The 24,021-nt window shown below is 67.9% G+C and carries 23 protein-coding genes; 15 read left to right on the forward strand and 8 right to left on the reverse strand.

Features of this window, described 5'->3' with window-relative positions; genetic code table 11:
* Nucleotides 1-5 precede the first annotated feature (5 nt).
* Nucleotides 6-131 (forward strand): hypothetical protein, encoded by a 126-nt coding sequence (locus ACRYLO_RS14490; protein ID WP_482660807.1) that lies wholly within the window; start codon nt 6-8, stop codon nt 129-131.
* On the opposite strand, the gene ACRYLO_RS14495 is transcribed toward ACRYLO_RS14490, so the two are convergent.
* Nucleotides 128-1,705, reverse strand: coding sequence for a cisplatin damage response ATP-dependent DNA ligase (locus tag ACRYLO_RS14495; RefSeq protein ID WP_482660808.1), 1,578 nt, complete (start codon nt 1,703-1,705; stop codon nt 128-130). The genes ACRYLO_RS14490 and ACRYLO_RS14495 overlap by 4 nt on opposite strands.
* A 136-nt stretch (nt 1,706-1,841) precedes the next feature.
* Here ACRYLO_RS14495 and ACRYLO_RS14500 point away from each other — a divergent pair, with 136 nt between their 5' ends.
* Nucleotides 1,842-2,147, forward strand: a complete 306-nt coding sequence (locus ACRYLO_RS14500) for a hypothetical protein (RefSeq protein ID WP_422055804.1) — start codon at nt 1,842-1,844, stop codon at nt 2,145-2,147.
* A gap of 147 nt (nt 2,148-2,294) precedes the next feature.
* Here the strand turns inward: ACRYLO_RS14500 and ACRYLO_RS14505 are convergent, their stop codons facing one another.
* Complete coding sequence (locus ACRYLO_RS14505; protein ID WP_482660809.1) at nt 2,295-3,515, reverse strand: phospholipase D-like domain-containing protein; 1,221 nt, start codon at nt 3,513-3,515, stop codon at nt 2,295-2,297.
* Nucleotides 3,516-3,643: 128 nt separating this feature from the next.
* Between ACRYLO_RS14505 and rpoZ the strand changes: the two genes are divergently transcribed.
* From rpoZ to ACRYLO_RS14535, 6 genes are all read left to right on the forward strand, one after another.
* Entirely contained in the window at nt 3,644-3,988 is a 345-nt protein-coding gene (gene rpoZ, locus ACRYLO_RS14510; protein WP_294015319.1) for a DNA-directed RNA polymerase subunit omega, read from the forward strand.
* A gap of 236 nt (nt 3,989-4,224) precedes the next feature.
* Complete coding sequence (locus tag ACRYLO_RS14515) at nt 4,225-5,595, forward strand: glycosyl transferase family protein (protein WP_482660810.1); 1,371 nt, start codon at nt 4,225-4,227, stop codon at nt 5,593-5,595.
* Nucleotides 5,592-6,611, forward strand: a complete 1,020-nt coding sequence (locus tag ACRYLO_RS14520; RefSeq protein WP_482660811.1) for a hypothetical protein — start codon at nt 5,592-5,594, stop codon at nt 6,609-6,611. Before ACRYLO_RS14515 ends, ACRYLO_RS14520 begins: the two co-directional genes overlap by 4 nt.
* Before the next feature lie 121 nt (nt 6,612-6,732).
* Nucleotides 6,733-7,647: a sulfite exporter TauE/SafE family protein gene (locus ACRYLO_RS14525; protein ID WP_482660812.1), complete on the forward strand. Its 915-nt coding sequence runs from the start codon at nt 6,733-6,735 to the stop codon at nt 7,645-7,647.
* Nucleotides 7,644-8,411 (forward strand): TIGR02186 family protein, encoded by a 768-nt coding sequence (locus ACRYLO_RS14530; protein WP_482660813.1) that lies wholly within the window; start codon nt 7,644-7,646, stop codon nt 8,409-8,411. The genes ACRYLO_RS14525 and ACRYLO_RS14530 overlap by 4 nt, the downstream gene beginning before the upstream one ends.
* 92 nt (nt 8,412-8,503) lie before the next feature.
* A complete protein-coding gene (locus ACRYLO_RS14535; protein WP_482660814.1) occupies nt 8,504-10,177 on the forward strand; it encodes an ATP-binding protein in 1,674 nt (557 codons plus the stop codon).
* Between the two features lie 82 nt (nt 10,178-10,259).
* On the opposite strand, the gene ACRYLO_RS14540 is transcribed toward ACRYLO_RS14535, so the two are convergent.
* Nucleotides 10,260-10,958, reverse strand: coding sequence for a LamG domain-containing protein (locus tag ACRYLO_RS14540; protein WP_482660815.1), 699 nt, complete (start codon nt 10,956-10,958; stop codon nt 10,260-10,262).
* On the reverse strand, nt 10,955-12,460 hold the full coding sequence (locus ACRYLO_RS14545; RefSeq protein ID WP_482660816.1) for a peptidoglycan DD-metalloendopeptidase family protein: 1,506 nt from the start codon (nt 12,458-12,460) through the stop codon (nt 10,955-10,957). Before ACRYLO_RS14545 ends, ACRYLO_RS14540 begins: the two co-directional genes overlap by 4 nt.
* Before the next feature lie 231 nt (nt 12,461-12,691).
* Between ACRYLO_RS14545 and ACRYLO_RS14550 the strand changes: the two genes are divergently transcribed.
* From ACRYLO_RS14550 to ACRYLO_RS14575, 6 genes are all read left to right on the forward strand, one after another.
* Nucleotides 12,692-15,166: a helicase-related protein gene (locus tag ACRYLO_RS14550; protein ID WP_482660817.1), complete on the forward strand. Its 2,475-nt coding sequence runs from the start codon at nt 12,692-12,694 to the stop codon at nt 15,164-15,166.
* On the forward strand, nt 15,159-15,446 hold the full coding sequence (locus ACRYLO_RS14555; RefSeq protein ID WP_482660818.1) for a S4 domain-containing protein: 288 nt from the start codon (nt 15,159-15,161) through the stop codon (nt 15,444-15,446). The genes ACRYLO_RS14550 and ACRYLO_RS14555 overlap by 8 nt, the downstream gene beginning before the upstream one ends.
* A gap of 106 nt (nt 15,447-15,552) precedes the next feature.
* A complete protein-coding gene (gene fdxA / locus ACRYLO_RS14560) occupies nt 15,553-15,894 on the forward strand; it encodes a ferredoxin FdxA (RefSeq protein WP_257843706.1) in 342 nt (113 codons plus the stop codon).
* A gap of 256 nt (nt 15,895-16,150) precedes the next feature.
* Complete coding sequence (locus ACRYLO_RS14565; protein WP_482660819.1) at nt 16,151-16,684, forward strand: CarD family transcriptional regulator; 534 nt, start codon at nt 16,151-16,153, stop codon at nt 16,682-16,684.
* A gap of 113 nt (nt 16,685-16,797) precedes the next feature.
* Entirely contained in the window at nt 16,798-17,526 is a 729-nt protein-coding gene (locus ACRYLO_RS14570) for a head GIN domain-containing protein (protein ID WP_482660820.1), read from the forward strand.
* Nucleotides 17,527-17,572: 46 nt separating this feature from the next.
* The gene (locus tag ACRYLO_RS14575; RefSeq protein WP_482660821.1) at nt 17,573-18,286 is read left to right on the forward strand and encodes a GIN domain-containing protein; all 714 of its coding nucleotides are present in this window, start codon (nt 17,573-17,575) and stop codon (nt 18,284-18,286) included.
* A gap of 156 nt (nt 18,287-18,442) precedes the next feature.
* Here the strand turns inward: ACRYLO_RS14575 and pdeM are convergent, their stop codons facing one another.
* The 4 genes from pdeM to ACRYLO_RS14595 form a co-directional block, all read right to left on the reverse strand.
* Nucleotides 18,443-19,120: a ligase-associated DNA damage response endonuclease PdeM gene (gene pdeM, locus ACRYLO_RS14580; protein WP_482660822.1), complete on the reverse strand. Its 678-nt coding sequence runs from the start codon at nt 19,118-19,120 to the stop codon at nt 18,443-18,445.
* 31 nt (nt 19,121-19,151) lie between these two features.
* Entirely contained in the window at nt 19,152-20,099 is a 948-nt protein-coding gene (locus tag ACRYLO_RS14585; protein WP_482660823.1) for an aspartyl protease family protein, read from the reverse strand.
* Between the two features lie 62 nt (nt 20,100-20,161).
* A complete protein-coding gene (locus tag ACRYLO_RS14590) occupies nt 20,162-22,570 on the reverse strand; it encodes a ligase-associated DNA damage response DEXH box helicase (protein WP_482660824.1) in 2,409 nt (802 codons plus the stop codon).
* 21 nt (nt 22,571-22,591) lie between these two features.
* Nucleotides 22,592-22,777, reverse strand: a complete 186-nt coding sequence (locus ACRYLO_RS14595; protein WP_482660825.1) for a hypothetical protein — start codon at nt 22,775-22,777, stop codon at nt 22,592-22,594.
* 89 nt (nt 22,778-22,866) lie between these two features.
* Between ACRYLO_RS14595 and ACRYLO_RS14600 the strand changes: the two genes are divergently transcribed.
* Nucleotides 22,867-23,862: a ligase-associated DNA damage response exonuclease gene (locus tag ACRYLO_RS14600; protein WP_482660826.1), complete on the forward strand. Its 996-nt coding sequence runs from the start codon at nt 22,867-22,869 to the stop codon at nt 23,860-23,862.
* Nucleotides 23,863-24,021 lie beyond the last annotated feature (159 nt).

Below are 24,021 nucleotides of genomic sequence, written 5' to 3' on the forward strand. Positions count from 1 at the left end.
CGGCCATGAAAACCTTCCTTTGGGGCTTTCGTAGCGGCTGGCGGAATGTCGGGCAGCGACAACTGCACACGGCCCGGGTCGCCGGCTTCGTGCTCGGCGGCGGCGTCGCGATCTTCTGTCTTCTGGCTTAGGTCGCCAGCCGCTCCAACCCCGCGATCGTATCCGCTTCGTGCGCAGGCTTGTCGGTGCGGATGCGGCTGATCCGGGGGAAGCGCATCGCCAAGCCTGATTTGTGCCGCTTCGACGCATGGATCGAATCGAACGCGACCTCCAGCACCAGCGTCTTTTCCACCTCCCGCACCGGCCCGAACCGCGCGGTGGTATGGTTGCGCACGAAGCGGTCGAGCCATTTCAGCTCTTCGTCGGTGAAGCCGAAATAGGCCTTGCCCACCGGCAGCAATTCGCCGCCCTCGGTCCATGCACCGAAGGTGTAATCGGAATAGAAGGACGAGCGCTTCCCGCTCCCGCGCTGGGCATACATCAGCACGCAATCGGCGGTGAGCGGATCGCGTTTCCATTTATACCACAGCCCGACGCGGCGCCCGGCGACATAGGGGGAATCGCGCCGCTTGAGCATCACCCCCTCGATCGCCGCATCGCGCGCACCGGCGCGCAGTTCCTCCAGCGCGGCGAAATCCTCCGCTTTGATCAGCGCGGAGACATCGAAGCGTTCCGGGTCGAGCGGCGCGGCATAGGCCTCCAACCGCCCGCGGCGCACATGCCAGGGCAGTTCGCGCAGATCTTCAAGTCCGTCGAACAACAGGTCATAGAGGCGCACGAACGCCGGAAACTCAGCCAGCGTCTTGGCCGACACGACCTTGCGTCCCAGCCGCTGCTGCAAAGCGTTGAAGCTGCCCGCTTCGCCCCCCTGCGCCTCGCCGCGCACCAGCAGCTCGCCGTCGAGCACGCCGGGGGTCGCAAAGGCGCTCGCGACATCGGGGAAGCTGGCGGTAATGTCGTCGCCCGCCCGGCTGTAGAGCCGCGTCTCGCCCGCGACATGGACGATCTGGACGCGGATGCCGTCCCATTTCCACTCGGCGGCATAGTCGGCAAGATCGACCTGCGTTTCCTCCAGCGGATGGGCGAGCATGAACGGGCGGAACACCGGCACGTCGGTCGTGGTCGGCTGCGGCCCGCGCCCCTCGCCCCAGTCGAACAGTGGCGCATAGGGCGGGGTGAGGCCGTGCCACACCTCCTCCACCGCATCGACATCGACTCCGAACGCCTCGGCGAACGCGGTTTTGGCGAGCCGCGCCGACACGCCGACGCGCAAGCCCCCGGTGGCGAGCTTGAGCAAGGCATAGCGTTCGTCCGCCGCCAGCCGATCGAGCATCGCACCCAGCGCGGCGGGTGCGTCGGAGCGCGACAGGCTGGCGAGCCGGTCGACCACCGCGCCCAATGTCAGCGGTTCGGACTCGGGCGGCGGCGTCAGCGGCTCGGGCCAGATCAGCGCGACCGTTTCAGCGGTGTCCCCGACGAAATCGCGGCTCAGCTGGAAAAGGACCGGATCGACCCGCTCGCCAACCAGCGCGCGGATCGTCGCAGGCTTGACCGCTGGCAGGTCGAGCGTGCCGGTCAGCGCCGCCAGCCCCCAGCCGCGATCGGGGTCGGGCGTCTCGCGCAACCACGCGCCGATCAGGCGCAGCTTCGCATTGCGCGATCGCGTATAGATCAGCCGGTCGAGAAGGTCGGCAAAGGCGCGCATGGCACGCTCAACATGGCGTCGCGCCAACGGTTCCGCCAGCCCGTTCCCTCTCGCGCACATGTCCGGTTCACGCTAGCGTCAACATACCGGAAAGGTCGGCCCGCGATTCGCGCGCGCCGTGGGAGGGAATGTTTCGATGAAGACCCTGTTGCTTGCCGTCGCTCTGTCGGCCCTGCCGCTCGCCCCCGCTTCGTTCGCGCAAACTGCGCCGGCGCCGGCCGCCGCTGCCGCGAAGTATAATCTCGACACGCCGATTCAGGACATTGTCGCCGATCCGGCGGCAAAGGCCGCATTCGACGCAGCCCTGCCCGGCGTTTCGACGCATGAGAGCTATGAGATGTTCAAGACGATGAGCCTCAACCAGCTCAAGACCTACGCCGCCGACAAGCTGACCCCCGAAGTGCTCGCCAAGGTCGAGAAGGACCTCGCCGCGGTGAAGTGACTTTTTGATCCTCCCCCGCCAGGGGAGGTGTCAGCGCAGCTGACGGAGGGGAAGGACGGCTTCGAACCATCTCGGGCGGATACCCTTCCGCCCCCTCCGTCGCCTTCGGCGCCACCTCCCCCTGGCGGGGGAGGATTTTCCCGAAGCTCAATCCTCGCGCGTGATGTTGAGCGAGCGGGTTACGCGATAGTCGAGCACGCCGACCACGAAATAGACCGCCGCCTGAATCATTCGCGTCCAGAACCCGGTCCGCGCGCGGTGCAATTCCCGCGTCACCTCGAGCGAGCGCGCTACCTCTGCGTCGACATAGCTACGGACATGCGCCGCGAATGCCGCATCGTCGATCCGCAGCATCACCTCCAGATTGAGGAACAGGCTGCGCATGTCGAAATTGGCCGATCCGATCTGCACCTTGTCGTCGATCACGAACAATTTGGTGTGCAGCTTCGCCGGCAGATATTCGAATATCCTGACACCGCGCCGCAGCAGCCCGCGATAGGTAAATCGCGCGGCGTGCAGCGTCAGGTGGTTGTCGGTGATCGACGGCACGACCACGCGCACCTGCCCGCCGCGCCGCGCCACGCGACCGAGGCGCAGCAGCATCGCGGGGCTGGGAAAGAAATAGGCGGCGAGAATGTCGATCGCGCGCGCGTTCTTCATGTCCCGGCGCACCGCGCGCGCCCATGGGCTCAGCCGCCGCGTCGGCCCGCCGAGCAGCCAGCGCAACTGCCCCTCCGGCTCGCTCCATTGCTTGAGCGCGCGGCGCAGCGTGCGCATCGGCGCGCGCGGCCGCTTCGCCCAGCGCCATAGCGCATCGAAATAGCCGGTCATCCGCGCCGCCGCCGGCCCCGCGACCATCAGCCCCAGGTCGCGCCACCCGTCGCTGCCCGGCGCGCCGAAATAATCGTCCTGGATGTTGAAGCCGCCGATGATGATCCGTGCATCGTCGCTCTCGCCATCGGCCAACGCGATCTTCTGATGGTTGCGCAGCAAATAGCGCCGCCCCAGTCGCGGCTCGAAGAAGCACACGCGCCCGCCCGCCTCACGCAGCGGCGCAAAGAAGTCGCCATCATAGGCCGGGTCGCTGCCCAGCCCATCGACGATCAGCGTCACCTCGACCCCACGCGCGACTGCGGCGATCATCGCGTCGCGCACCCGCGCGCCCACCGCATCGTCGGTGTAGATATAATAGAGCAGCCGCAGCGAACTGCGCGCCCCGGCGATCAGCCCGAGCAGCGCGTCGAGCCGGCGCGGACCGGTATCGAGCAATTGCAGGCGATTGCCCGCGATCGCGAAGACCGGCTGGGGCGGCGGTTCGGGGGGCAGGCCCGCAGCAAAACCGGGCGGTGGATCGGTGGCCAGCTCCATCGCGCCGGGATTGCACGCTTTGCCGCCGCCGCGCCAGCCCGCACTGCATCGGGCGATTTCCTTGACTCGGCGGGGGACACCAACTAGATGGCCCCCTTTCCTGTATCTCTGCCCAAAGGAAGCGTTCCATGGCGCGCGTCACTGTCGAGGATTGCGTCGACAAGGTTTCGAACCGTTTCGATCTCGTGCTGCTGGCGGCCCAGCGCGCGCGTCAGATCTCTGGCGGCGCGGAGCTGACCATCGATCGCGACCGCGACAAGAACCCGGTCGTCGCGCTGCGCGAAATCGCCGAAGAGACGGTGCGTCCCGACCATCTCGAGGAAGCACTGGTCGGCAGCCTGCAGCGTGTGCAGATCGACGATGAGGAAGCGCCCGATGAAGTCGGCAGCCTCGCCGCATCGGCCGAGGCGCTGCGCCTCACCGCCGCTGCGCCGCCGCGCAACCAGAATCTGGGCGCCGATTACGACGGCTAAGCCGCGCGTTTTCGATGCCAGACGAAAGGCCGCTGCCCCACCGGGCGGCGGCCTTTTCGCGTTTTATAGTCGTTTTCGGCTAGGCGGCACCGAGCGGGCCGGTGCCAATTCAGCTCTGCTGAAAACGACTCTAGCGCGTGTCTTTGCTCCACTATGGCGCAAGCCGTTGAGTTTACGCTTGCCCCCTGTCGATCCGAATCGGACAGTATCGTGTCCGAATCGGGGGAGTCGGAAGGGTGGGCCAGACGATCCTGTTCGCAATCGACGGTATCGCACGCGAAGCGATGCTGTTCGCCGCGATCGGATTCCTGATCGGCGGGATCGACGACCTGCTGATCGATCTGGCCTATGGCATTGCCCGCATCCGTGCCCGGTTGCGGGGCGAAGGATCCCGCATCCTGGCCGTCTCGCCCCAGCCGATGGCCCTGTTCATTCCTGCCTGGGACGAGGCAGCGGTGATCGGCGCGATGCTGCGCGCGACCCTCACCCGCTATCGCGGCGCCGATTACCGCATCTATGTCGGCACCTATCCCAACGATTCCGCGACGATCGCGGCGGTGGCGGAGGTCGCAGCGTCCGATCCACGCGTCCGGTTGGTGATCGGCCCGACCCCGGGACCGACCACCAAGGCGGATTGCCTCAATGCGCTGTGGCGCGCGCTGCTGCGCGACGAGTCCGCGGGAGAGCCCTGCGCCGCGGTGGTGCTGCACGATGCCGAGGATCTGGTCCATCCCGATGAACTGGCGGTGTTCGCCGCCTGGCTGACCGACTATGACGCGGTTCAGTTGCCCGTCCAGCCACTGGCCGACGCGCACTCGCCATTGGTCGCCGGACACTATCTCGACGAGTTCGCCGAGAGTCACGGCAAGAACCTGGTCGTGCGCGAGGCATTGGGCGCGGCGATCCCGTTTGCGGGAGTCGGCTGCGCGATCCGCCGTGTGATGCTTGGCCGGATTGCCGACAGCCGCGGCGGGCAGCCCTTCGACGCCGCCAGCTTGACCGAGGATTATGAGCTGGGCCTGACCGTCGCCGCGTTGGGCGGGCGTACCCGCTTCGTCCGCGCGCGCGATGCAGCGGGAGGGCTGATCGCGGTGCGCGCCTATTTCCCGGCCAGCCTCAACGCGGCGGTGCGGCAAAAGGCGCGCTGGCTGACCGGCATCGCACTTGCCGGGTGGGACCGAGTCGGGTGGCAACGCGGTGGATTGATCGGCGAGCATTGGATGCGGATGCGCGACCGGCGCGCGACACTTGCGATTCCGGTACTCGCCATTGCCTATCTGGCGCTGGTCGCCTGGGGCGTGTCGCTGGTCGGACATTGGCTGGCCGGAACGCCGAGCCCGACACCAGATGCGCCGGTCGGCTGGCTGTTGGCGGTCAATGCCGGGCTGCTCGGTTGGCGGGTGGCGATGCGGGTTGCGTTCACCGGGGCTGCACACGGGCCGGTTCAGGCGCTGCTGGCCATCCCGCGCGTGCTGGTCGCCAATCTCATCGCGCTGCTCGCCGCGCGCCGGGCTATCGCGATCTATTGGCCCACGCTGCGCGGAGTCCCGGCGCGCTGGGACAAGACCGCGCACCACTTCCCCGACTCGAACAAGAACGCGGCGTGACCGCAGACACGCTGCCCGGCCGTGGTCGCCCACTGCGCTTCATCGCCACCGTGGCGGTCGGCTGGGCGGCACTGCGCGTCGCGCTGCTATGGCCCGAAGGCGCGAGCCTGCCCGAAGCGATCGAGGCGGCGATGCCGCTCCGGCCCGCTGCCGCAGCACCGGCGGTCGGCGTCCCCCACCCAGCGCCCCCGATGATCGCGCCGCGCCCGGTCCCGTTGCAGCCGGCGGTCGCGCACGTCGCCATCGACACCACCGCCACGATCGCGCCGTCGCCTCAGGCCAGCTTCGCGATGCTGAATCTGGTGTCCTTCGGCCCCGAGCGGGCCAGTGCGGGCACGGTCGCGCAGCTGCCGCGCATCCCTGCCCCGCCCGCGATGCTCGCACCCCGCGCGACGCCCGACCGCTGGCAGGCCAGCGCATGGCTCGCCACCCGACGCGGGGCGGGCGTGGGCGGAGCGCAGCTGGGCGGCGACCAGGCGGGGCTGCGCGTCGCGCGCACGCTCGACCGGCGCGGGCAGCTGGCGCTTTATGCGCGGGCGAGCACACCGCTTGCGGGAGCCGGGCGCGAGCTGGCACTGGGCGTGGAGTGGCGTCCGTGGCGCGCGCCGATGCGCTTCCTGGCCGAACAGCGATTTGCGCTGGGCGGCGGCACGTCCGGCCCCGCCGTCGCCGTTGTCGGCGGGGTCAGCGGCGTCGACCTGCCCTTTGCCTTCGCGCTGGAAGGCTATGCGCAGGTTGGCGCGGTCAAACGCGCGCGGGTCGAGCCGTTCGCCGACGGCGCGTTGCGCGTGACCCGCGCGGTAGCCGCTGCAGGCGAGGCGCGGCTGGCGCTGGGGGCCGGTGCCTGGGGCGCGGCGCAGCGCGACGCAGCGCGCATGGACATCGGCCCGACCGCCGTCACCACCGTGCCGATTGCCGGACAGTCGCTGCGCATTGCGCTGGACTGGCGCGAGCGCGTCGCCGGCGATGCCCGACCGGGTTCCGGCCCGGCGCTGACGCTCGGCGCGGATTTCTAGAGTTGGAATCAGCTTCGCTGAATTGCGGCACCAGCCCACAGCCGTTTCAGCCTTGCTGAAACAAACTATCCGCCGCGCGGCCTTCCGCAGTGCCGCGTGAGGGGCTAGGCAGAACATCCTCATGGACCTTTACCTTCCCATCGCAAGTCTGTCGGTCAACGCGCTGGTCATCGTGTTGCTGGGGCTTGGCGTCGGGATGTTGTCGGGCATGTTCGGGGTGGGCGGCGGTTTCCTGACCACCCCGTTGCTGATCGTCTATGGCATTCCCCCGACCGTCGCCGCAGCATCGGCAGCCAGCCAGGTCACCGGCGCGAGCGTGTCGGGCGTGTTCGCGCATTTCCGTCGCAACGGCGTCGACCTGCACATGGCATGGGTGCTGATCGGCGGCGGCGTGCTCGGCTCGGGCGCAGGCGCACTGCTGTTCCGCCTGCTTCAGGCGAGCGGACAGATCGATACGGTGATCGCGCTGCTGTATGTCGTGATGCTCGGGTCGATCGGCTGGCTGATGCTGTCCGAATCGCTGGGTGCGATCCGCTCGGCGCGGACCGGCGTAGCGACGCGCGCGCGACGGCGGCGGCATCACCCGATGGTCGCCGCGCTCCCGCTGCGCTGGCGCTTCTACCGCTCGGGGCTGTACATCTCGCCGCTCGCGCCGTTGCTGCTCGGCTTTGCCACCGGCATTTTGACGATGCTGCTGGGCGTTGGCGGCGGGTTCATCCTGATCCCGGCGATGCTCTATCTGCTCGGTATGCCGGCACAGGTGGTGGTCGGCACGTCGCTGTTCCAGATCCTGTTCGTCAGCGCGGCGGCAACGCTGGTCCATTCGGTGACGACCAAGGCGGTCGATATCGTGCTCGCCGCGTTGCTGCTGTTGGGTTCGGTGGTCGGCGCGCAGCTCGGTGCCCGCTTTGCCGCCCGCGCACGGCCCGAATATCTGCGCCTCGCCCTTGGTGCGATGGTGCTGCTCGTCGCATTGCGCATCGTGCTTGGCCTGGCCTGGCAGCCCGACGAAATCTACTCGGTGGAACTGGGGTGAGACTCCCGGCCCTCCTCCTCGCACTTGCCGCGCCGCTGCTGCTGGGTCAGGCCAAGCCGATCCTGGTCCCCGACGTGTCACAGCGCGAGATCGAGATCATCTACTCCTTTACCGGCGCAGAGCTGCTGCTGTTCGGCGCGATCGTTCAGCCGGGCAACACCGCCCCGCGCCCCGGCGACCCGCCCACCGACATCGTGGTGGTGGTCAAGGGACCGACCGAATCGGTGCTGGTGCGCGAAAAGCAGCGGGTCGCGGGCATCTGGGTCAATGCCGACCGCACCCGCTACCGCTCGGCCCCGTCCTTCTACGCCATTGCCTCGTCGCGCCCGATCGACCGGATCGTCGATGCGCGCACCCGCGCCATCTACGAACTCGGGCTCGACAGCCTTCAGCTCTCCCCGGCATCGGGCGCGGCCCCGGCGGTCCAGTCGCGCTTCGATGCTGGCCTGGTCGATCTGAAGCGCCGCGCGGGCCTCTATTACGAAGCGCCGGGCACGGTCGAGATCACCGACAATGTCCTCTATCGCGGGCGCATCCAGATTCCGGCGCGCGTGCCGGTAGGGCGCTTCACCGCCGAAACCTTTCTGATCCGCGACGGTCGCGTCCTTGCCGCTGCGGTGCGCGAGATCGACATCCGCAAATCGGGCTTTGAGCGCTGGGTTGCGCGCGCGGCCGATCACCATGCCGTTCTTTACGGCATCGCCGCCGTGCTGCTGTCGATCGGCTTCGGCTGGGCTGCGGGTGCGATCTTCCGCAGATTCTGAGCTTTTGGTTGGTGTGGCACCGGCGCACCAACCACTTCTTTACCCCCCTTCAGTAGAAACACCGTGTTTTGCAGGGGGAGCAGCTGCGCGTGATGAGTGAAGACATGGGCGGCCAGCGATTCGACCGCATCCGTCCGGCCAGTGAGGCCAGCGGGCCATCCGGTGCCGCGACGGCACATGGCATCGGCGCGGTGTCGGCGATCGGCGGCGCGTCGAGTGAGGTGGTGTTCGACATGGCCGCGCTCGAAACGCTCGCCACCAGTGCCGATCCGGCGATTGCCGGTGCGGGAACGGTCGGCAGCCAGATCAAGCTGCGTGTGGGCAGCAGCTGGCTGATCGCCAATGTCCGCACCCTGCGCCTCGACGACCATAGCGGCGCGGTGATCGCGCAGGTAGATTTTCTGGGTGAGGGCGACGAGGAAAAGCTGACCGGCAAGCTCTACAGCTTCCGTCGCGGCGTCACCCGTTATCCCGTGCCCGGCACCCCGGTCTTCCCGGTCTCGACCGCCGACCTGAAGCAAATCTACGCCGCCGACGACCGCGCGCATATCGAGGTCGGCAATGTCTATCCGACCAAGGATATCCGCGCCGCGCTCTATATCGATGCGATGCTGGGCAAGCATTTCGCGCTGCTGGGATCGACCGGCACCGGCAAATCGACCGCCGCCGCGCTGATCCTCCACCGCATCTGCGAGCTCGCGCCGCAGGGCCATGTCGTGATGATCGATCCCCACGGCGAATATTCGGCGGCGTTCAAGACCAATGGCGCGCTGTACGACGTGTCGAACCTGGCCATGCCGTACTGGCTGATGAACTTCGAGGAACATTGCGAGGTGTTCCTGACCACCGAGGGTTCCGACCGGCAGGTCGATGCCGACATCCTCGCGCGCTGTATCCTGATGGCCAAGCAGAAGAACCGGCTCGCCGCCGAATTCGGCAAGCTGACCGTCGATGCGCCGATCCCCTATCTGCTGTCGGACCTCACGCAGATCCTTCAGCTCGAAATGGGCAAGATGGACAAGGCGACCGACACCGCCCCCTATCTGCGCCTCAAGGGCAAGATCGACGAGATCAAGGCCGACCCGCGCTACACCTTCATGTTCAGCGGCATGCTGGTGTCGGACACGATGGCGAGCTTTATCAGCCGCATCTTCCGCCTGCCCGGCGACGGCAAGCCGATCTCGATCATCGACGTGTCGGGCGTGCCCAGCGAGATCACCAGCGTCGTCGTCGCGGTGCTCAGCCGCATGGTATTCGACTATGCGATCTGGTCGCGCGGCGAGGCGCAACGCCCGATCCTGCTGGTATGCGAAGAGGCGCACCGCTACGTCCCCAATGAGCGCAACGCCGACGGATCGTCGGTCGGCCGCATCCTCAGCCGCATCGCCAAGGAAGGCCGTAAATATGGCGTGTCGCTGGGCCTGATCACCCAGCGCCCGTCGGACCTGGCCGAAGGCGTGCTGTCGCAATGCGGCACGATCATTTCGATGCGCCTCAACAACGACCGCGACCAGGCGTTCGTGCGCGCCGCCATGCCCGAAGGCGCACGCGGCTTCCTCGACGCCATCCCTGCGCTGCGCAACCGCGAATGCATCATGGTCGGCGAAGGCGTCGCCACCCCGGTCCGCGTCGCGTTCGATGCGCTGGAGGAAAACAAGCGCCCGGCATCGGGCGACCCGCTCTTCTCCGAACTGTGGCGGCACATGGGCGGCGAGGAACAGATGCTCGACCGCACCATTCGTCGTTGGCGCGCGCAGGGGCGGTAGACTGTGGCTGGCGCAACCCTAAGTCCGTTTGTGCTGAGCTTGTCGAAGCACCGCAGCCTGCGCTAGCGGCCCTTCGACAAGCTCAGGGCAAACGGGGGTTGGGGATTTTCAGGACGTAGTCGCGCGGCTCAAGCGCCACCCCCCGAGTAAACGCCGCGCTGCGCACCGCGCCGTTGAACGGGTTAACCGCATTCATCCGCATCCCCACCGACGCCACACCCGGCGCCTGCGGCACAAAGGCCAGCTCGGCGCGCGCCTGCTCCACCCCGTTGACGAAGGCGCGATAGACCCGCCCGTCATAGCTTTGCGCGACATGGTGCCAGCGCCCGACCGGCCAGCGCTTGGTCGCGTCGATCAACGGCGCGCGATAGCCGGGCCCGAGCAGGAAGGTGTCGAGCCACCACTCGCCCCCTTCCGTGCGGATTTCGAACAGCATCCGCTGTCCGTCCTTCGCGGTCGCGGCCGAGCCGTCGCCGCTCTCCAGATGGAACCAGCGCTGTTCGAACGCGCCGCCATCGGGGCGAAACAGCGCCTCGAACGTAAAGCGCGGCGTACCTGCGAGCGGATGGCGCGGAATCAGCAGCTGATCGCTCACCCCGTCGAACAGCATTGCCTTGCCCAACGGGCTGTCGATCAGCTGCGGCGCGCCGATGATGCGCGGCGTCAGCCCGCCGATGCGCTTGAGCGAATCGAATTTCCAGAGTTCCGCGCGGCGTTTGGCATATGCAGGCGCCGCGCACGCAAACGCCGCCCCGGCAATCAGCGCGCGGCGGCCAATCACTCCGCTTCGTCGGTCTTGGCGGGCTTGCCCCGCGTGCCGCCGACCGGCACCGCGAGCAGCTGCGCCAGCTTCGACTTGAACGCGCGCAGATCATTGCCGCCCAATTGCTGGACGACCGAGAAGCTGACCGAACGCGGGTTGATCGCCACGCCGTTGCGATAGAGTTCGTAATGGAGGTGCGGCCCGGTCGAAATGCCGGTCGACCCGACATAGCCGATCACCTGTCCCCGGCTGACCCGCTGGCCGCCGCGCACCGCGATCCGGCTCATATGGCCATAGCCGGTGCCCATGCCGCCGCTATGGTTCAGCCGCACGAAATTGCCATAGCCGCCATTGCGCCCGGCAAATGCCACCACCCCGTCATTGGCCGCGCGGATCGGCGCGCCATGCGGTGCGGCGATATCCAGCCCCTTGTGCATCCGGGTGAAGCGCAGCACCGGATGGCGGCGCAGCCCGAAGCCCGAGCTGATCCGGCCCGATGCCGGCATTGCCATCGTGCCCTTGCGCTCGCCCGTGCCGCGACCGTCGAACCAGCTGACTTTGCCGCCGTCTTCCCAGCGGACCAGCTGCACCTTGCCCGAGCCGCCGCCATTCAGACCGGCATAGAGCAGGTTGCCCAGCTGCACCTCGCCAGTCGCGGCGCGTGCCTGTTCCACGATGATGTCGAACTCTGCGTCCGATCCGACCCGGCCGATCGGCACGCGCGTGGCGATCGAGCGGATATAGGCCTCGACCGCGCGCGACGGCGCTCCGGCGGCGCGGGCCGAGCGGTACAGGCTTTCCCCGACCCGGCCACGAATGCGCAGTGGCGTATGATCGACCGCGATCGGAATTTCGTTGAGCGCAAGTCCAGTGGGCGTGCGCACGAGCTCGAGGCTGAGGTCGAAGCGCGCACGGAACGCCAGCTTTTCCAGCGGGCGCGGCGCGGACTTGTCGACCCGCCGGCCGAGCGTCAGGTCAAGCTGGGTACCCGACTTCAAGTCGCCCAGCGCCATCGCATCGCCGATCAGGTTGGCGGCGCTCGCCGCCTCGCTCGCGCCGACCCCGGCGCGGGCCAGCGCAGCCTGCAACCCGCTGCCCGACCCCAGGGTTACGCTGTGCTGGATGATCGGCCGTTCGGGCGTGTCGGTCAGCAGCGTCACCAGCCGACTGGCGGCGAGCTTCGTGCCGGTCACCCCGCCCTTGTCGAGCGGCGCGATCGACTGGGCGCGCATCAGGTCGGCGCTGGCGGCATGGGCCGACGGCACACCGCCGAAAATCGGGCGTTCGAAGCCGGGCGAGAGCAGATAGACAAAGGCGCACAGGCCAGCGCAGGTCGCGGCACCGCGAAACCATTCGGGGCTGCCGATGCGCGATCCCAGATCGGGGATCAGTTCGAAATCGGGATAGCGTTCGCGGAATCGCTCGACCATGCCCGGCTTGCGCACGTCGACGCCGCGCCCGAACGACAATGCCGCCGCGCCGCCCGCTTGTTCCGGTCCATGTTCGCTGCGCAGAAACAAGGCGCGCTGCCCCCAGTCACAATCGTTTGAACGAATTGCCGTTCCCCCGGCACCGGCCCGAACGGTTGTGGATAGCAGATGCTAATGTCAAATTAAGCAGGCCGGAGTCGCGATGGTCTTGCGGCGAATCGTGCCGGTGCGGGGACGGGGCGTGTTGTTAACCGAAAACGCTAGGGAAACCCGCGCGTCATGGGTTGCGCTGCCCCCGACTCGGGGCAATCTTGTTCGGTAATGGCGCGTTCCCCGAACAGCCCGGTCACTGCGGTGCTCGGCCCGACCAATACCGGCAAGACGCACCTCGCGATCGAGCGGATGGCGGCGCATTCCAGCGGCATTATCGGCTTCCCGCTGCGGCTGCTGGCGCGCGAAGTCTATGACCGGTTCGTCGCGCTCAAGGGGCCGAAGGAAGTCGCCCTGGTCACCGGGGAGGAGCGCATCGTCCCCCCCGGCGCACGCTGGTTCCTGTGCACGGCGGAATCGATGCCGCTGGACCGCGAAGTGTCGTTCGTCGCTTTGGACGAAGGCCAACTCGGCGCCGATCCCGAACGCGGCCATGTCTTCACCGACCGCATCCTGCGCGCGCGCGGCCGCGACGAAACGATGATCCTGGGATCGGACAGCCTGCGCCCGGTGCTGCGCAAACTCGTGCCGGATGCGGAGATCATCACTCGCCCGCGCTTCTCCACGCTGTCCTATGCCGGCGCGAAAAAGCTCTCGCGCCTGCCCAAACGCTCCGCCATCGTCGCGTTCAGCGCGGAGGAAGTCTATGCCGTGGCCGAGGCGCTGCGGCGGTTGCGCGGTGGCGCGGCGGTGGTGATGGGCGCGCTGTCCCCCCGCACCCGCAACGCGCAGGTCGCGATGTTCCAGGCGGGCGAGGTCGATTATCTCGTCGCCACCGATGCGATTGGCATGGGCCTCAACCTCGACGTGCGCCACGTCGCCTTTGCCAGCCTCAACAAGTTCGACGGCCGCCGCCAGCGCCGCCTGACCATCGCCGAAATGGCGCAGATTGCAGGACGTGCCGGGCGCCACCAGCGCGACGGCACTTTCGGCGCCCTGGTCGAGGAAGGACCGGGCGCATTCACGCCGGAGGAAATTGCAGCGATCGAAGGGCATCGCGTCCCCCCGCTCGAACATCTCTACTGGCGCGAGGGCGAGCCGGACCTCACCAGCATCGACGCGCTGATCGCCAGCCTGGAGGCAAAGCCCGACCTCCCCATGCTGCGCGCCGCGCCCGAGGCGACCGACCTGATGGTGCTCAAGCGCCTCGCCGACGAGGATTGGGTGCGCGAGCGCGTCCGCTCGCCGCGTGCCGTCGCGCGGCTGTGGGCGGCATGCGGCCTGCCCGATTTCCGCAAGCTCGGCCTCGACCCGCATGCCCGATTCGTGTCGCGCATGTTCCGCCATCTGAGCGAGGGGCGCGGGCATATCCCGCACATCTGGTTCGCCGAGGAAATTGCCCGGCTCGACCGCGTCGACGGCGATGTCGAAAGCATCGCCGGGCGCATCGCCGCCGCGCGCAGCTGGGCCTATATCGCCCATCGCGCCGACTGGCTGGAGGATCCCGCGCACTGGGCCGACCGCACCCGCGCGCTGGAGGAAAAGCTCTCGGATGCGCTGCACGCCAGCCTGACCCAGCGCTTCGTCGACAAGCGCACCACCGTTCTGCTGCGCCAGATCGGTGCGGACGCATCGCATCTGCCCGTCGTGATCGGGCCGGAGGGTGAGGTGACGGTCGAGAACCATGTGCTCGGCCAGCTCAGCGGCTTTCACTTTGCGGTATCGCCCGATGCGCGCGCGGGGGACAAGCGCATGCTGCTCGCCGCCGCCGAAAAAGGCCTCGCCCCCGAACTGCGCCGCCGCGCCGCCGACCTGGCGCAAGCGCCCGATGACGCGCTGATGCGGGTCGGTGCGGAGGTGCATTGGCGCGGCGCGCGCGTCGCGCATCTCGACGCCACCGCCAACCCGCTGCGTCCCACGCTGCGCCTGTGCCGCACGCTCGACAGCCTCGACCCGCCAGCGCGCAACACCGTCCGCGCGCGCATCGCCGCCTGGCTCGAGGCGCGGATCGCGGCCGAACTGCCCGATCTCGCCGCGCTCGACGCATTGAGCCGCGACGCGACAGCGGGCAGCCGCGTGCGCGCGCTCGCCGGTCAGCTGGCTCAGGCCGGCGGCCTCATGCCGCGCCGCGCCGCCGGCGCGCTGGTGGAGGCGCTCGACGCCGATGATCGCAAGCGATTGCGCAAGGCGGGGCTGGTGATCGGCACGCTCGACCTGTTCATGCCCGGCCTGCTCAAGCCGCGCGCCGCCGCCGCGCGCCGTGCGCTGCTCGGCCTTGGCGAGGGGCCGACGGAGGGCGCCAGCGTCCTGCCCCGCGCCGCACCCGGCGCGTCGCTCGACCATGGCTATCGCCCGCTCGGGCAACAGGCGGTGCGCATCGATCTGGCCGAGCGCATCGCCCGCGCCGCGCATGATGCGCGCAAGGGTCGCGCACCGTTCGCGCCGGATGCGGCGCTCGCCACTTCGATGGGGCTGACCGCCGACACGCTCGCGCGGCTGATGGCGCAGCTCGGCTTTCAGGCGTTGCGCGGGCGCGAGGGCCAGCCGCAGCGCTGGGTGTGGAAGGGGCTGACGCCGCTCGCCAAACCCAAACCCGCCCCGCGCGACAATGCCTTTGCCGCGCTTGCGGACCTGATCGATGGCTGACGCGATGCGGCTCGACCGCTTTTTGTGGTGGTCGCGTATCTCCGCCTCGCGCAATTTCGCGCGCGCGCTCGCCGAATCCGGCCATTTCCGCATCGATGGCCGCCGGGTCGAACGCGCGCATCTGCCAGTCCGCCCCGGCAACGTCCTCGCCTTTGTCACCCATGGCGGGCGGGTCCGCGTGGTGCGGATCGAGGCGCTGCCGCACCGGCGCGGTCCGCCGGCCGAGGCACAGGGTTGCTATACCGAACTCAGCCCGGGTGCCGTGCCCGCACAAGATTGAGAATGGATCGCATAAAGCGCGTCTAGATTGACCTTGCCGAGCGGCTTGCATAGCAGAAGGCGATGGAACACCGCCCGCCAGGGGCGCATGAGGGGCCGAACCTGCCATGACCTATGTCGTCACCGACGCCTGCATCCGCTGCAAATATATGGACTGCGTCGAGGTCTGCCCGGTCGACTGCTTCTATGAGGGCGAGAATATGCTCGTCATCAACCCCAGCGAATGCATCGATTGCGGCGTGTGCGAGCCCGAATGCCCGGCCGAGGCGATCCTGCCCGACACCGAGAGCGGGCTGGAGCAGTGGCTCGAGCTCAACAACACCTTCTCCGCGCAATGGCCCAACGTCACGCGCAACGCGGGCCAGACCCCCGAAGACGCCGACGCGCACAAGGGCGAAGAGGGCAAGTACGAAAAATACTTCTCGCCCGAACCCGGCAAGGGCGACTGAATTATTGTTTGAGCCGAGCCGACGGTCGGCTGCGGCACCGGGCCGCCGCTCCCCCACCCTCGTAATCCCAATGGATTCCGGTGTGGTAATTTTATTGCATCTGTGTTAAACACCGCGTCGGACGCGAGGAATCGCGTTTCGGTACTGGAGACCGTTGTAGATTTGCCCCGAACCGGCTTCACCCGCCCGGTAACCGCACCGGGCCTGTGAAGCAATCCCTTCAGGGGCGTGAGTTCAAAAGAAAGGCTTCCCGCACATGGCTGCCAAGGCGCTGTCCTTCGATGTCGGCGATTATGTCGTATACCCCAAGCACGGCGTTGGCCGTGTGATCGAACTCCAGAAGCAGGAAATCGCGGGCATGCAGCTTGAGCTGTATGTGCTCCGCTTCGAAAAAGAGAAAATGACCCTGCGCGTTCCGACCAACAAGGCGGAAAGCGTCGGCATGCGCAAGCTGTCGAGCGACAAGACGCTGCGTGAGGCGCTCGATACGCTCAAGGGCAAGCCCAAGGTCAAGCGCACCATGTGGTCGCGCCGCGCCCAGGAATATGAAGCGAAGATCAATTCGGGCGACCTGGTGTCGATCGCCGAAGTGGTCCGCGACCTGTTCCGCGCCGACGACCAGCCCGAACAGAGCTATTCCGAACGCCAGATCTTCGAAGCTGCCGCCTCGCGCCTCGCGCGCGAACTCGCCGCGATGGAACAGCTCGACGAAAAGGCCGCGCTCGAAAAGCTGCTCGAAATCCTGCGCGCCTCGGCCGCGATCTACAACAAGGATAAGGCGACCGCCTGATTGGGCGACGCCGATCCGTTGACGAAGGGGGCGGTCCTGCGGGGCCGCCCTTTTCATTTGCATGCGATATGTCGGACGTGTATTATCGAAACAATACACATGGGAGAGACCCGATGAACCGCTTCCGCATCGCACTTGTCGCCACCGCCGCGCTGTCGCTGTCGGCTTGCAACTTCGCCAATGGCATGAGCGGCGATATCGTCCAGCCGAGCGGCCAGGGCGCGACACGCAGCTTCCAGGTTGCCGACTTCACCGGCGTGTCGCTGCGCGGCGCCGACGATGTCGAGGTGCGCACCGGCGCCTTCGCCGTCACGGCAGAGGGCGACAGCGCGCTGCTCGACCGGCTCGAAATCCGCAAGGACGGCAACACGCTGCGCATCGGGCGCAAGGATGGCGACTGGAACTGGGGCGGCGACAAGGGCGCGAAGATCATCGTGACCCTGCCCGCGCTCGCCAGCGCCGACATCGCCGGGTCGGGCGACATGATGATCGACCAGGCCAAGGGCGATTTCGACGGCGCCATCGCGGGCTCCGGCAACATGACCATCGCCGCGCTGGCGGGGGGCAAGGCCGATCTGGCGATCGCCGGCTCGGGCGACATGACCGTGTCGGGCGGCACCAGCACCGCGCTCGATATCTCGATCGCCGGTTCGGGCAATGTCACCGCAACCGGCCTCAAATCGGCGAAGGCCGACATCTCGATCGCCGGCTCGGGCAATGTCCGGGCGCAGGTCAGCGGCCCGGCGGATATCTCGCTGATCGGATCGGGCGATGTCGAGCTGACCGGCGGCGCGAAATGCTCGGTCAGCAAGATGGGCTCGGGCGACGCGCGGTGTAGCTGAGCGACTATGCTTGCAACGGGCGGGGCATCGGTGCGATGCCCGTCCGATGCGCAGCCTTCTGATCCTTGTACCGCTTCTCGCTATCGGCGCGGCACCCGTTCCGCAGGCGGCGGAGAGCAACAGCGTCATGCTCACCGGCTTTGAACGGCTGCGCGTCGACGGCCCCTTCCTCGTCAAGGTGATCGATGGCCAGCCGCCGAGGGCGGTGATCACCGGCGACCGCCGTGCGCTCGACCGGGTCAGCGTCCGCAACATGGGCGGTCAGCTGGTGATCGGCCCGCGCAACCAGACGTTCGAGGGGTGGAGCGAGACCAGCGGCGCGGTGGCCATCACGGTCGGCGCGCGCGGGCTGCGCGGGATCAATATCAATGGCGGCGGATCGGTCGAGGTCGACCGGATGGGCGGCCAGCGCGTCGATCTGGGCGTCAATGGCGCGGGGTCGCTCAACATCGCACAGCTCGACGCGGACCAGCTCGCGGTCACGCTGACCGGCACCGGCGCGGTTCGGATCAAGGGCGGCATGACCCGCACCGCCCGCTTCGGCAGCTATGGCGCGGGATCGATCGACGCTACGGGCATGCGCGTCAACGACCTGATCATCCAGTCGCAAAGCGCCGGGGACAGCCGCTTCACCGCCCGCTACACCGCACAGATCGCGACGTTGGGCACCGGCGCCGTCCGCGTCACCGGCGACGCCGCCTGCCTGATCAGCGGCCCCGGCCCGGCGAGCTGCACCGGCAAGACCGAACGGCGGAAGTAACGTCCTGAACAACGGCGCGGCGCGCACCGATCCGAGATCGCCTCACCTCCGTTTGTGCTGAGTTTGTCGAAGCACGAGTCCTGAACTCGATCGGTTCAGAATACCGCCCTTCGACAAGCTCAGGGCAAACTCTGTTGGGCAGTTTAACGCAGCAACTCACGCCGCAATCGGAAAGCGCAGCAGCCGGTCCTCCAGCGCCACCAGCGCTTGTGCGCCGCGCCCCACTGCGCGCACGATCTCCGGGTGATCGACGTCCAGCCCGCCGGTCAGCGCGCCGAAGGCCGGGAGGATCAGCTTGGTCCCGCTCGCCACGAAACAGCGCCGCGCCACCGCCCGGCCGCGCGCGCGGATGCGCAGCTTGGGGTGAAAATGCCCCGACAATTCGGGCCGCACCTCGCCCGGCTCGGCTTCATGCCGCAGCAACAGGCCATCGACCTCCGCCTCGATCATCACGCGCCCGCCGCAATGGTCAATCGCCGCCTGTTCGGCGAGCGCCGCATCGTGATTGCCGGTGATCCACGTCCAGTCCAGCGCGTCGGTCAGCGCGCGCAACCGCGTCCGCGCCGCCTCCGGCAAGCGTTCGCACCCGGCCGAATCATGGAAGCTGTCGCCCAGGCACCAAAGCTCGCGCGCCTGCGTCCGCGCGACCAGCGCCGCCAGCGCATCCAGCGTTGCCAGACTGTCATAGGGCGGAAGCAGCTGCCCCCAGCGCGCGAACCAGCTGGCTTTTTCGAAATGCAGGTCGGCGACGATCAGCGCGCGCCGCGCCGGCCAGAACAGCGCCGCCTCAGGCAGCGCGCGCAGATCATGACCGGCGAACGAAAAGGGAACCATGCCCCCGCTATCGCGCCCCCGGCGCGGCGCGTCAACCGATCCGCGAGCCGGTCGGCGGCGTATCACTGCGCGGCATCAGAAAGCGCACGCGGCGCGCGGGAAAATCGATCTCGACCCGACGGAACGCGCGCAGCGCATCCATCCCGAGCATCAGTGCCGGTTCGTCCGCCAGCCCGAAATGCGCAAAGGGCGGCACATCGGCAAAGGCCACCGGCAGGCCGCGCATCACCACCCCGCCAATCTGGACCCGCCCGGCAATGTGATAATTGACCGTCAGCTTTTCCCCGGTCACGCTCGACAGCTCGATCGGCCCTTTCAGCGCGGTCCGCCGCAACCGGCGCTGCAACGCCAGATTGCCCATGCTGACCTGCGACCCGGTGTCGAGCACCACGGTCACGCGATGCCCTTCTAGCTGCGCCTCCGTGACGATCAGCTGGCCCATGCGGTTGCGCGCGATGACCACGATCTCATCCGCGTCGCGCGCAACGCTCCGCGCGCGAGACGTCCCGCGCGATGGGCGCACCGCCATCTCCCGTCGGTCGAAATCGATCGCCACCATATGGTTGCGCAGCTGCTCGACGCCCAGCAGCCCCTGGGCACCAAGATGCCCCGCCTCCAGCGCCGGGGCGTTGAACGCCTGTACGTCGCGCACCGGGCCGACCGACAGCGACGGGACCACCACCGTCTGCACCTGTGCGCTGCCGGTCATGGTCGTCAGCCGCACCTGCGGGCCGGCGGCCAGCCGCAATCGCTCCGCCAATTGGCGCGACACGACCGATCGCTCGGCCCCGGTATCGATCACGAAGGGCTGCGATGCCGCGCCGCCGATCGACACCGGAACGGTCATGCGCGTCGCGAGCGTCCCCAGCGCAACCGTCTCGCCCCCTGTCTCGGCCGCCGCGGGTGGAGGCAACAGCTCATCGGGCGCGGGTTGCGCGCCAAAGGCTGCAAAAAGCGGCATGAGGAAGAGCGACCGCATGGCGCGATCCTACACCCCCCGATGCTGCGCAGCAATTGCCATCGGTCGAAAGCGGATTCCGATCAATCCACCCGCATCGCCTCGACCGCCAGCACCTCGGCCTCGATCAGCATCGCGTCCTCCGCCGCGCCCTGCGCCACGGTCTCGCGCCCGATCATGATCAGCACCGGCACCGCCATCGGGCTGACGCGATCGAGGTCGACATGCACCATCTGCTCCGCCGCGGTATCGAGCAGATGCGCGAGTCGTCCGACATCGGTCATCCGCGCCCGCGCATCGGCCCAGGCCGCCTTGAGCAGCAGATGATCCGGCTCATATTTGCGCAGCACGTCATAGATCAGGTCGGTCGAAAACGTGACCTGCCGCCCGGTCTTCTTCTTCCCCGGCTGCTGCCGCTCGACCAGTCCGCCGATAATCGCCACTTCGCGAAATGCGCGCTTGAGCAACGCCGACCCCTGCACCCAGTCGACGAACTCATCCTCAAGGATGTCCGGCGAGAACAGCGCCGCGGGATCTTCGATCTTCTCCAGCCCATAGACCGCCAGCGCATAGTCGTTCGCGACGAACCCGATCGGCTTGAGCCCCATCGCCTCCATCCGCCGCGTCACCAGCATGCCGAGCGACTGGTGCGCATTCCACCCCTCGAAACTGTACACCACCATGTGATGCCGCCCCTCATGCGGGAAGGTCTCGACCAGCAGCCGCCCCGGCGCGGGCAATTGCGAGCGGCGCTGCTGCACCTCCAGCCATTCACGCACATCGTCGGGGAAGCGCGCCCACTCGGTCGGATCGGCGAGGAACCGCCGCACCCGCTCGGCCAGTGTCGAGCTGATCGACAGGCGCAGGCCGGTGTACGACACGATCCGCGCCGGTTTCGCGGTCGCGCGCACGATCACATCGGTCAGCTCGACCCGCTCGACCTCGACCGCCATTCCCGCGAAGAAGAAGCTGTCGCCGGGCGAAAGCTGCGACCCGAAATTCTCCTCGACCTTGCCCAGCCGCCGCCCATTCTTGAACCGCACGTCCAGCATCGGCGATTCGACGATGATCCCGGCGTTCAACCGGTGCTGCGCAACAAAGGCGGGCTTGGTCACGCGCCACAGCCCGTCGGGCGTGCGCGTCAGCCGCTTGAACTTGTCGTACGCCCGCAGCGCATAGCCGCCATCGGCGATGAAGTTCAGCACCCGGTCGAACGTCTCGGCATCCAGCGCCGAATAGGGCAGCGCGCCCTGCACCTCGCGCAGCAACGCCCCGGCCTCGAACGGCGCGGCGCACGCGACGCCCATCACATGCTGCGCGAGCACGTCGAGCGCACCGGCGCGGAAGATGTCATTGTCCAGCTCGCCCGCCTCGACCGCATCGAGCGCCGCGCGCGCCTCCAGATATTCGAAGCGGTTGCCCGGCACGAGCACCGCCTCGCTCGACTCGTCCAGCCGGTGATTGGCGCGCCCGATCCGCTGCAACAGGCGCGACGATCCCTTTGGCGCCCCCATCTGGATCACGCAATCGACATCGCCCCAATCGACCCCCAGATCGAGGCTGGCGGTTGCGACCAACGCGCGCAGCTTGCCATCCGCCATCGCCTGCTCGGCCTTGCGCCGCGCCTCCAGGCTCAAACTGCCGTGATGCACCCCGATCGGCAGCTGCAGGTCGTTCGCCTTCCACAGATTCTGGAACACCAGCTCGCACAGCCCGCGCGTGTTGCAGAAGACGATGGTGGTCTTGTGCGTCTCGATCTCCGCCATCACCTGCGGGATCGCATAGATGCCGCTATGCCCCGACCACGGCACGCGCCCTTCCGGCAACAGGATCGCGATATCGGGGTCCGCCCCCTTCTCCCCCACCACCAGCTCGACGCTGTCGATGTCGCCATGCGGGGCGAGCCAGGCGCGATAGCCATCGGGGTCCGCCACTGTCGCCGACAGCGCCACGCGCCGCATCTCCGGCGCGATCACCTGCAACCGCGCGAGCGCGAGCGCCAACAGGTCGCCGCGCTTGGCCGTCGCGAAGGCATGAACCTCGTCCACCACGACCGTCTTCAGCCCCGCGAACATCCGGAAACTGTCCTCATAGGACAGCAACAGGCTGAGCGATTCGGGTGTGGTCAGCAGGATCTGCGGCGGCCGCGCGCGCTGGCGCACCTTCTTCTCATGCGACGTATCGCCGGTGCGCGTCTCGACGCGGATGTTCAGCCCCATCTCGTCGATCGGGGTCAGCAAATTGCGCTGCACATCCACCGCCAGCGCCTTCAACGGCGAGATATACAGCGTGTGCAGTCCCTCGGTCGGCGCTTCGATCAGTTCGGTCAGCGTCGGCAGAAACCCCGCCAGCGTCTTGCCCGCCCCGGTCGCCGCAACCAGCAGCGCGTGCTTCCCCGCCCGCCCGGCCTCGAGCATCTCCAACTGATGCCGCCGCGGCGTCCATCCGCGCGCGGCGAACCAGTCGGTCAAGGGCGCGGGAAGGTCGCTCACGCGTCGCGTCTTAGCGCAGGCTTACGGCTCGCGTCGCGTATCCTCTTCATTCTGCGCGTCATACATCTTGCGCGTCGCATCCTCGGTGCGCTGTTCCTCGCGCTTGCTCGTGCGGTTGTTGAAGATCGCCCACAGGATCACCGCCGCCAGAATGATCGGGCCCAGGATCGTCATCACGCCCCACAGGCCGCCGCCGCTGTCCACCATGTCATCATCTCCTTCGCTGCCGCCTCAACGAAAGCGGTCCGCGATTGATCCGGCTGGAACCGAGCGGCCCCCTCGCGCATATCGCTTCCATGGCGTTGGGCGACTGGATCACTCCGCATCCCGAAGGCATCCATGTCCCCGGCCCGGACATCTGGATCGACCCCGCGCAACCCAAGGCCCGCGCCTTCGTCACCCACGGCCATGCCGATCACGCACGCGGCGGGCATGGCGCGGTGTGGGCGACCCCCGAAACGCTCGCGATCATGGACGCGCGCTACGGCCCCCAGACCGCGCACCCGGTCGGCTATGGCGAAACCGTGCGCATGGGTGACGTCGAGATCGGCTTCGTCCCCGCCGGCCATGTCCTCGGCTCGGCGCAGATCGTGCTGGACCATCGCGGCGAGCGCATCGTCGTCTCGGGCGATTACAAGCGCCGCCCTGATCCCACCTGCGAACCCTTTCGCCCGGTCAAATGCGATGTGTTCGTGACGGAGGCGACCTTCGGCCTCCCGGTCTTCCGCCATCCCGAGACGACCGACGAGATCGACAAGCTCCTCGCCGCCCTGCGCGCCGAACCGGAACGCTGCGTGCTCGTCGGCGCCTATGCGCTGGGCAAGGCACAGCGGGTGATCGCCGAACTGCGCGGCATGGGCTTCGACGACCCGATCTACATCCATGGCGCGCTGCAGCGCTTGTGCGACCTGTATATCGACCATGGCGTCGCCCTCGGCGAGCTGCGCCCCGCCACCGGCGTCGCAAAGAAGGAGCTACAGGGCCGCATCATCCTCGCCCCGCCCGGCGCGCTCAACGACCGCTGGTCACGCCGCTTGCCCGACCCCGTCACCGCGATGGCCAGCGGCTGGATGACCGTCCGCCAGCGCGCCCGCCAACGCAATGTCGAACTCCCGCTGATCCTCTCCGACCATGCTGACTGGGACGAACTCACCACGACCCTGCGCGAAATCGCGCCCAAGGAAGTCTGGGTCACCCACGGCCGCGAAGACGCACTGGTCCACTGGTGCCGCCAGCACCAGATCAAGGCGAGGGCGCTGGAGCTCTCGGGCTATGAAGACGAGGATGACTGAAGCCTCCTCTTCTTATCCCCCTCCCGCTCGCGGGAGGGGCTAGGGGAGGGCCTGTCCACACCGGACCAAACGCCCGTTTGCCCTGAGCCTGTCGAAGGGCCGAAGCGCAACAGGTGTTTGGAACCGCCCTTCGACAAGCTCAGGGCAAACGGATGTTGG

Source organism: Sphingomonas sp. SDUR79 (assembly GCF_056821745.1).